Source organism: Streptococcus sanguinis, from assembly GCF_003943735.1.
GTDB classification, from domain to species: domain Bacteria; phylum Bacillota; class Bacilli; order Lactobacillales; family Streptococcaceae; genus Streptococcus; species Streptococcus sanguinis_E.
The window spans coordinates 36,529-45,151 of the sequence record NZ_RJMV01000015.1 but is presented as its reverse complement, the minus strand read 5'-3'; the positions used below and the strand labels follow the sequence as shown (position 1 = coordinate 45,151).

Here is an 8,623-nt window from a genome sequence, read left to right as displayed (position 1 = left end):
CTTTAATAAATAAAAAATTCCATAAAAAAACAAAGTAAATAAGATAACGAGTGCTGAAAGTCTAACAATCGGATGAATAGTCCAAGTAAGCCAATCAATATCCTTAATAAAATCAGTCCATAAATTCAAATACAAAAACAGTAGCAAAATAGAAAATAAAAAAACTGTATTTTTCTTAGGATCAATTTGTGACTCTGCATCCAGTGTTTTAAAAATTGACTTTCTAATTGAGTTGGGCTCAATCTGATGAAGTAATTGATTGATAATCTTTCCCTCAATTGTATTAATTTCACGGTTATTAAGTTCGTTTTTTTTAGCTTCATCATACTGAGCGAGAGAAATATGGATAAACTTTTTGTCTCTTTTCTCTAACTCAAACGTCTCAATGACACTGCTTTTACCAGCTCCATAGTTCCCTGTAATAGCCACATTCGTTGGCTCTGATACATCACTGATAACAAACTCTAGAGCATGTGATATGACTGGTTTTATTTTTACATCTTTATTCGATGTAAGCGAACGAAACTTATACTTTTTTTCCTTTTCCGTACTTTCGTCAATCATTAACAAAATACCTCCCTAACAAGTTACTAAATACTTAAACATTACATCCTTTATCAATATACCCATACTATTATATCAATTTTTCCTCATTCTATAAAGTATTTATATAAAAATCTAATGTATATTATCCTCCCATCCTCACATTCCCTACCCACTATCTATTAAACACCAAAAATCCCCTAGAATATACAATTCTAAGGGATTATTCTTTATCCTGTTACTTCCGGAGTCTGTTCCGGTTTGTTTTTCTTATTTGGACTGGCCAGGCGGCGCTTGCTGTCTCGGATAGTGTTGAGATCCTTGAGGAGTTTGGCAAAGTGAGCTTTCTCTGGGTAGGCTTCTGCGGAGGCTGCAGTATAGCGCATAAAAAGGTCATAAGTGCGGGAGATTTCCGTACGCAGCTGCTTGGTCTTACCGACTTCCTTGCCAGACTTGGCTGCACGCGCTAGGGCTTCGGCCTTATCATAGTCTTCCTGAGCAGTCGTCACTGCGCTAATCACTGGTGAGAGTCCCAGCGTAGTCACTGCCGCATTGTAGGGCTCTTCCTTGAGAGTTTTGAGGAGACTCTTAATCTCAGCAGTTGCAACATCATTATTATGCTTGGTGATATCCTTGTACTTAGTCAGGACTGGAGCCAGTGTCTCGTGGGCTTCCTTAAACTTTGCTTCCTTTATCTTGGCAAATCCCCTATGCAGGGTAAAGAGTCCGACCAGAGCGCTGTCCCGCTCCTTATCTACCTCAGCCAGACTTGTAGTCTGTTTCTTTTCCACGCTGGCTAGCTGTTTTTGGAACTCTTCTAGCTTGCTTGTAAAGGGCTCCAAGTGCGTACTATACATATCTTCGTTCTTATTTGCCTTAACAAAGTCGGTGATGATTTGACGAGAATCCGTCATCAAACTTTCAAACTCACGGTGAGTAAAGTTGCTATAGGTCAAGGGACGAATGGTGTAGTTAGTAGTCATAATAAAACCTCTCCAATAATTTGATGAACTAAGTATAGCACGTGGCGATAAATCTTTTGCAAGGCTGCCCTGAAATGTCATTTTTTATCCCTAAAATAGCACCTTTTCAAAATCAAAGACATAAAATATCCCCACCTGATGATTTCTTCAACTTCAGATGGGGATTATTTCTCTTTAAAAATGGATTATCAGAGCATTTCACGCTTAGAATGCTTTAAAATTTTAACAAACACTAATATTCGAACTTTAGAAAACTTGAAAATTATAGCAAACCACATCATCTGACAAATAGAAAGCATGTATTTTTTCACAAACAGGACTTTTCGAAGCCTAGTTTATCTAAATATTTTAGTAAATACTCGTATTCAGCCTTTAGATTGAATAGACCTTTAGCTAGAGACTCTTTTTCGAGGTTTTGAAAATTACATTTCACTTTTACCTCCCCACTCTCAAGGGCTTGATGATAGCCTCAATCAGTTGGGTGTAATTTCCAATTCTTGGGTCTTCTTCATCTAATTTCCCTATCTTAGTATTTCGTTGGATATTGGGCTCGTTTTACACCTTTCATTATTGCACTGAAACATCTTCTTTTATAGTTTCTTCTAGTGGTAGAGATAAAAATCCCCAGCTCTTTTCAAACTGGGGATACTTTTATATTTTTAATTCATATACTTCCTGCCAGCCGGCTGGTCCTAATATGCGTTGGGGCTGTTTGCTAAAACCAGTCTCTCGGTAGAGGTAGGAAGCGACTTGATTTCTCTCATTGACACCTAGTATGATGCTTTTATACATGGGCAAATGCTCTCTTATGAAATCAGGCAAGAGCTTCAGCGTCTGACTACCGTATCCTCGCATCCGAAAGGCTTCATCCGTTGAAAAGCTACGAAGGAGCAGGCTATCTGGCTGACCGCCATAAGTAAACTTCTTTTCTCCAGCATCCAAGATCAGAAAGGTTACGATTTGATCTTCTTCAAGGCCCAAGATAGCATAGCGATTTTCTAAATCAGCGACAACCTGGCTAGGATGGCTAGTAAATCTCGAGTCGGTTAAATGGTAGGAATGCAAGACTTCTCTATCTGAACTTCGATAGAATCGGATTTTCATCTAAAAATCCATCCCATCCGGATTTGGTGCGCCACCGGCCAAACCGCTGACATTTTTGAGCACTTCCAAGTCAGCAGCATCTAGCTCGATGCCAAAGCAGTCCAGATTGCTGGCAATTCGGTTCGGAGTGACCGACTTAGGCAGGGGCAGGAAGCCTTCCTGCAAGCTCCAAGCTAGCGCGACTTGGGCAATAGTCTTGCCATACTTGTCTGCCACAGCCTTTACGGCTGGATTTTGGAAGAGCTCACCTTGGCCAAATGGTCCCCAAGCTTCCAGTAAAATCTCATGCTCACGGCAGAAGTTCACCGCCTCTGTCTGATAGACACCTGGAGCCAGGCGGATTTGATTGACAGCAGGAGTCATGCGCGCTGTTTCAAGCAAGGCTTCTAAGTGATGAGGCAGGAAATTGCTGACGCCAATCGCTCGAATCTTGCCGAGATTATAAAGATCTTCCATAGCCCGCCAGACTTCGGCATTGCGCTTTTTCCAAGCATCGTTTTCCCTCAGGGGTTTGGGATTCGGCCAGTGGATGAGGTAGAGGTCCAGATAGTCCAGTCCCAACCGCTCCATTGAGGCCGCAAAGGCCTCTTGAGCCTCCTCATAAGTATGAATGTCATTCCAAAGCTTAGTCGTGATGAAGAGCTCCTCCCGCGGAATGCCGCTGTCCTTGATTGCCCGTCCGACGCTCTCTTCGTTCTTATAGATAGCTGCCGTATCAATGTGCCGATAGCCTGCCTTGAGAGCGGCTAATGTTGCTTGATAGGCTTCTTCGCCATCCTGAGCCTTCCAAGTACCAAAGCCCAGCACCGGAATGCCAACACCATTGTTCAAAAGATATTCTCTCATCTCATGTCTCCTTTACAAGTTCCATCTACTGCCTTCAGCAAGGCAGCTGCTACAGTAATCACAAGAGCAGAACTGCTCACTTCTTTTCCTTTTTCTTCAGTATTGGCTTAGGCTTGAAGATATTTTCCTTGGTCGGCTCCATGCCTTTACTGAAAAAGCTATAGATAATGAAAGCAACTCCTGCAACAAGGATCAAGATTCGTCCAAAGATCAGTCCCGCCAGCAGTAAAACAAGTCCCATTATCAGAAATTTCGCATCAATTCGTTTCATAGCCTACTCCTGTTCACATTATAGTCTCATTATATCACGCCTAGGAACGCAATTCAAATCTAGGAGAAGGCTATCAAGTCGTCTGCCAACCAAAAAGAACAGGTTGCCCTGCTCTTTCTGAAAAATATAAGGAGACTAATTTCAATACCTGCGGTTCTCATACATGGAATCGTTCTTGACCATCAAGATAAGTAGCTACCAGCTCTAAATCTTTATCTAAAACGATAAAGTCAGCATCGTAGCCTTCCTTGATCTGTCCGCAGACATCATCAATATGGACGGATTTTGCTGGAATCAGGCTAGCCATCATGACTGCCTGATGAGGATTGGCAATGCCCCATTTGACCACATTTTTCAATCCGTCCTTGAGCTTGAGGATAGAGCCAGCTAGATTGCCCGTTGACTTGAGCCGAGCTGTTCCTTCCGCCACTACCACTGGAAATTCTCCCAACATGTAGTCACCATCTTCAAGACCTCCTGCAGTCATACAGTCAGTAATGAGAGCAATATTTTCATGTCCCTTCTGCTTGAGCAAGATGTCACAGGCCTTAGGGTCCACATGGTGGCCGTCACAAATCAGTTCCGCATAGGTGTGGGGCAGCTCATACATGGCACCAACCATTCCCAGCTCCCGGTGGGTCAAGCCCCGCATACCATTGTAAGCATGCACCCAGACACTAGCACCTGCTTCGACCGCAGTTTTGGCTTCATCAAAGGTCGCGTTAGAATGCCCCAAAGCAACGGTCACGCCTTCATCAGTCAGCGTGCGGACAAACTCCTCCACGCCATCACGCTCTGGTGCGAGAGCAATCTTATTAAGCAAGCCATTTGCAGCCTTCTGCCAAGCACGAAACTCATCCATGCTAGGATCTTTCATATAGGCTGGATTTTGAGCGCCCTTATACTTCTCGGTGAAGTAAGGCCCTTCAAAATAGAGACCGCGAATCTTGGCCCCGCTGGCTTCTTGATAGCGAGCACCGATATTTTCAGTTACTGCTAAGAGGCGCTCATAGGATGAGGTCAGGGTTGTTGGTAAAAAGCTGGTCACACCGGTAGTCAAGAGGCCCTCGCTCATGGTATGAAGAGTTCCTTCGATGTTATTGTCCATCACATCAACACCACCGAAGCCATGAATGTGAGTATCCACCAGACCTGGTGCAATCGAGTAGCCACTGTAGTCTATGACTTCTGCATCCTGCAGAACAGACTGCACCAGCTTGCCAAACTTGCCGTCAATCAGCTCTAAATAACCGCCCTGACGGATTCCCTGAGGATAGAAAAATTGATCTGCTTTGATATATGTAGGCATAAGACTGCCTCCCTTTTTCTTGACTTCTGTATTCTCTGCCATTCAAAGCGGAATTCTGTGATAGAGCTAGCATCTTTCTATAACTGCTTTCTAACTCCCGCTTTTGAATCTCTGAGTTTTCTTGACTATATTATAACTCTTTCTTTTTTATTTGTAAATGGTATATACCTATTTTTACGAAAAATTGTTATATTAAATTTAAAAAACAGAAAACCCAGCCATAACAGCTGAGTTTCTGCTTTATTTTTTATCTAAATCGCGCAGCATCTGGTCGATTTTATTCCCATACTCGATAGATTCATCCTTGACAAAGGTCAAATCTGGAATCTTGTACATCTTCAGATTGTGACCCAGTTCCCGCTTGATGGTACCGGTCGCTTTTTCCAGACCGGTCTGAGCTTTTTGATTATCAGAGGCCAGATTGCTCATAATCGTGTAGTAGACCTTGGCCATGGATAGGTCGCCCAGCATTTGGACATCGGTAATGGTCACACCTTGAACACGCGGGTCACGAACTTTCTTCTGCAAGATTTCATTGACTTCGCGCTTGATTTCCATGCCTACACGGTCTGTACGAAAATTATTTGCCATGAGATTTCCTTTCTAATTTTTCTCTTCTGCAATATAAGCTAGGCCTAGCCTAGCTTATATTTTAGTTTTAATGAATGAAATTCGATCTAAACTCTTTGTGAAAAAGATGCGGAACTAGAAGTATAGACTTCCGCCAAATATGATTTCACTGCGAGTTTTTAACGGACTTCTTATCTTATTTCTTAATTTCTTCCATGATGTAGGCTTCAATCGTGTCATCTACTTGAATGTCATTGTAGCCATCAATCATGAGTCCACCTTCGTGGCCGTTAGTAACTTCCTTAACATCATCCTTGAAGTGCTTGAGGCTGGCAAGCTCACCATCGTAAATCACGACGCCATCACGGATAACGCGAACCTTGGAATCACGGGTCACTTTACCGTTGATAACCATAAATCCACCGATAGTACCAACCTTGGAAACCTTGAAGGTCTCGCGGATAAGAGCTTCCCCAATGATTTTTTCTTCGTATTCTGGATCTAGCATTCCCTTCATGGCATCTTCCATTTCTTCGATAACCTTGTAGATAATGCTGTGGAGACGAATTTCGACATCGTCAGCTTCTGCCTGTTGGCGAGCTTGAGATGTAGGACGCACATTAAATCCGATGATGAAAGCATTTGAAGCTTCTGCTAGTGTCACATCAGATTCATTGATAGCACCAACCGCTGAGTGGACGATGGTAATCTTGACGCCTTCCACTTCAATCTTTTGCAGGGAAGCAGACAGGGCTTCTACAGAACCTTGTACATCAGCCTTGATGATAACATTAACAGACTTAACTTCACCAGCTTTGAGGGTATCAAAGAGATTTTCCAGACTGACGCGGTGAGTAGCTTGACGCTGTTTGAGAAGGGCACGTTTGGCACGTTCTTCACCGGCTGCACGTGCAGCTTTTTCATCTTCATAAACCGCAAAGTGGTCACCAGCCATCGGAGTTTCATTGAGACCAGTGATAGAAACCGGTGTAGATGGTCCTGCCACCTTCACGCGACGGCCTAGATCATTGGTCATAGCCCGAACCCGACCGAAGGTATTACCAACAACGATTGGATCCTGCACATTCAGTGTACCTTGTTGAACCAGAAGGGTTGCGACAGCACCTTTTCCTTTATCCAGACGGGCTTCAATGACTGTACCAATCGCTCGAACAGTCGGATCTGCCTTGAGCTCTTGAATTTCAGCCACTAAGAGGACTGTTTCCAGCAAGCTGTCGATATTTTGATTGAATTTCGCTGAGATTTCTACAAATTCAGAATCTCCGCCCCAAGCTGTTGACATGACACCATGCTCAGCCAACTCACCAATCACGCGCTCAGGATTCGCTCCTGGCTTATCAATCTTGTTGATAGCTACGATGATTGGGACATCAGCGGCTTTGGAGTGGTTGATAGCTTCGATCGTTTGCGGCATAACACCGTCATCAGCCGCTACGACCAGGATAGTGATATCCGTCACAGAGGCACCGCGAGCCCGCATAGAAGTAAAGGCCGCATGTCCAGGCGTATCCAAGAAAGTAATCTTCTTGCCGCTTTCCTCGATCTGGTAAGCACCGATGTGCTGAGTAATACCACCTGCTTCGCCTGTAGCTACGCGAGAGTTACGCAGGGTATCCAAGAGGGTTGTTTTACCATGGTCAACGTGTCCCATGATGGTTACAACCGGCGGACGCTCTACCAAGGCATCTTGGTTGATATAGCCTTCTTCTACGAAGAATCGCTCAATGTCAGCTGTGTCAACTTCCACCTTCTTCTTAGCTTCGATACCGTAGTCCACCATGAGGAGCTCAATAGTATCGCCGTCAAGAGATTGGTTTTGCGTTGCCATCACACCCATCATGAAGAGTTTCTTGACAATTTCAGCTGGCTCGCGCTTGATCCGTTTTGCGATTTCTGCAACGGTCATTCCGTCTGTATATTCAAATTCAGTTGGCAACTCATGGAACTTACGTTCTGTAACAGGTTTTGGTGCCTGATTATTGTTGCCCTTTCCTTTTTTATTTTTCTTGTTTTTATTCCAATTACTATTTCTTTGATTTCTCACTTGATTTTGACTGCTTCGATTCTTTTGTTGTTTTCTTGGACCTTCTTCTTCGCGATCAAAATCATCGCGCTTCTTATCTGGTCGAGCTTGCTTCTTACGACGCGTATCCACAGCGGCTGGCGCTGGGCTTGGATTCGCTGCTGGCGCAGATGGAGCTGGTGCAGGCTGAACTGGTACACTTGCTTCTGCCTTAGGCTGCTCCTTACGGCGATTTTGCCGTTCCATAACTTCTTTTGCTTCCTGAGCTTGCTTAAAGCGTTCCTCACTGGAGCGAGCGTATTCAGCATTCTGCTCTGCTTTCAAAGCTGCTGCCCGAGCCTTAAAGTCAATCTTCGGTCCTTGAGGCTGTTGGCGGTTTTGACCGTTAAATCCTTGATGATTCTGACCATTGCGGCGGCCATCTTGACCACGATTATCGCGACGGTCATTTGGACGATTGCCCCTATCTCGGTCATTGCGGTTTCCACGATTCTTATTTCGATTATCGCGGTCCTCACGCTTGCCTTGCTCTTTGTTTTGTGGTTTGCGGTTGCCTTGCTGCTTCCGACGCTCTGCCTCTTCCTTGGCTCTCGCTTCACGTTCTGCCTTAAAGTTCCGGCTTTGTGGGCGCTTGACAGGCGCAGCTGTTTCTACTTTCGCTTCTGGCTTAGCAGTTACTTTTGCCTCTGGCTGTTCTGCCTTGACTGGCGCTGCCTCTTTGGCAGGAGTTTTTTGCGGTGACGGCTGAGCTGCTACAGGCTTTTCTGCAGTGGCTTGAGGTGTGGCTGCTTTTGTAAAGCTGGATTTGATTCGCTCACCAGCGTCAGCTTCTACGCTGGATGAATGACTTTTGACATCCAGTCCCAGCTCCTTCGCACGAGCCACTACCTCCTTGCTTTCTTTTCCCAGTTCTTTGGCGATTTCATACAATCTTACTTTAGACAAATCTTGTC

8 protein-coding genes are annotated in these 8,623 nt (G+C 44.4%); all 8 read right to left on the bottom strand.

Annotation, left to right across the window (positions count from 1 at the left end; genetic code table 11):
• A partial coding sequence (locus tag D8877_RS11395) for a YobI family P-loop NTPase (RefSeq protein WP_446677724.1) occupies positions 1-564 on the bottom strand: 564 nt, incomplete at its 3' end.
• Positions 565-773: 209 nt separating this feature from the next.
• Entirely contained in the window at positions 774-1,526 is a 753-nt protein-coding gene (locus tag D8877_RS11390; protein ID WP_185760221.1) for a DUF6261 family protein, read from the bottom strand.
• A gap of 651 nt (positions 1,527-2,177) precedes the next feature.
• Complete coding sequence (locus D8877_RS11385) at positions 2,178-2,630, bottom strand: GNAT family N-acetyltransferase (protein ID WP_125337791.1); 453 nt, start codon at positions 2,628-2,630, stop codon at positions 2,178-2,180.
• Positions 2,631-3,476 (bottom strand): aldo/keto reductase, encoded by an 846-nt coding sequence (locus D8877_RS11380; RefSeq protein WP_125337792.1) that lies wholly within the window; start codon positions 3,474-3,476, stop codon positions 2,631-2,633. It abuts the gene before it with no gap.
• 76 nt (positions 3,477-3,552) lie between these two features.
• The gene (locus tag D8877_RS11375) at positions 3,553-3,747 is read right to left on the bottom strand and encodes a hypothetical protein (RefSeq protein WP_002903311.1); all 195 of its coding nucleotides are present in this window, start codon (positions 3,745-3,747) and stop codon (positions 3,553-3,555) included.
• Positions 3,748-3,904: 157 nt separating this feature from the next.
• Positions 3,905-5,056: an N-acetylglucosamine-6-phosphate deacetylase gene (gene nagA / locus D8877_RS11370; protein ID WP_032909245.1), complete on the bottom strand. Its 1,152-nt coding sequence runs from the start codon at positions 5,054-5,056 to the stop codon at positions 3,905-3,907.
• 240 nt (positions 5,057-5,296) lie between these two features.
• On the bottom strand, positions 5,297-5,647 hold the full coding sequence (rbfA, locus tag D8877_RS11365) for a 30S ribosome-binding factor RbfA (RefSeq protein WP_002908941.1): 351 nt from the start codon (positions 5,645-5,647) through the stop codon (positions 5,297-5,299).
• Between the two features lie 175 nt (positions 5,648-5,822).
• On the bottom strand, positions 5,823-8,615 hold the full coding sequence (infB, locus tag D8877_RS11360) for a translation initiation factor IF-2 (protein ID WP_125341591.1): 2,793 nt from the start codon (positions 8,613-8,615) through the stop codon (positions 5,823-5,825).
• Positions 8,616-8,623: the final 8 nt, after the last annotated feature.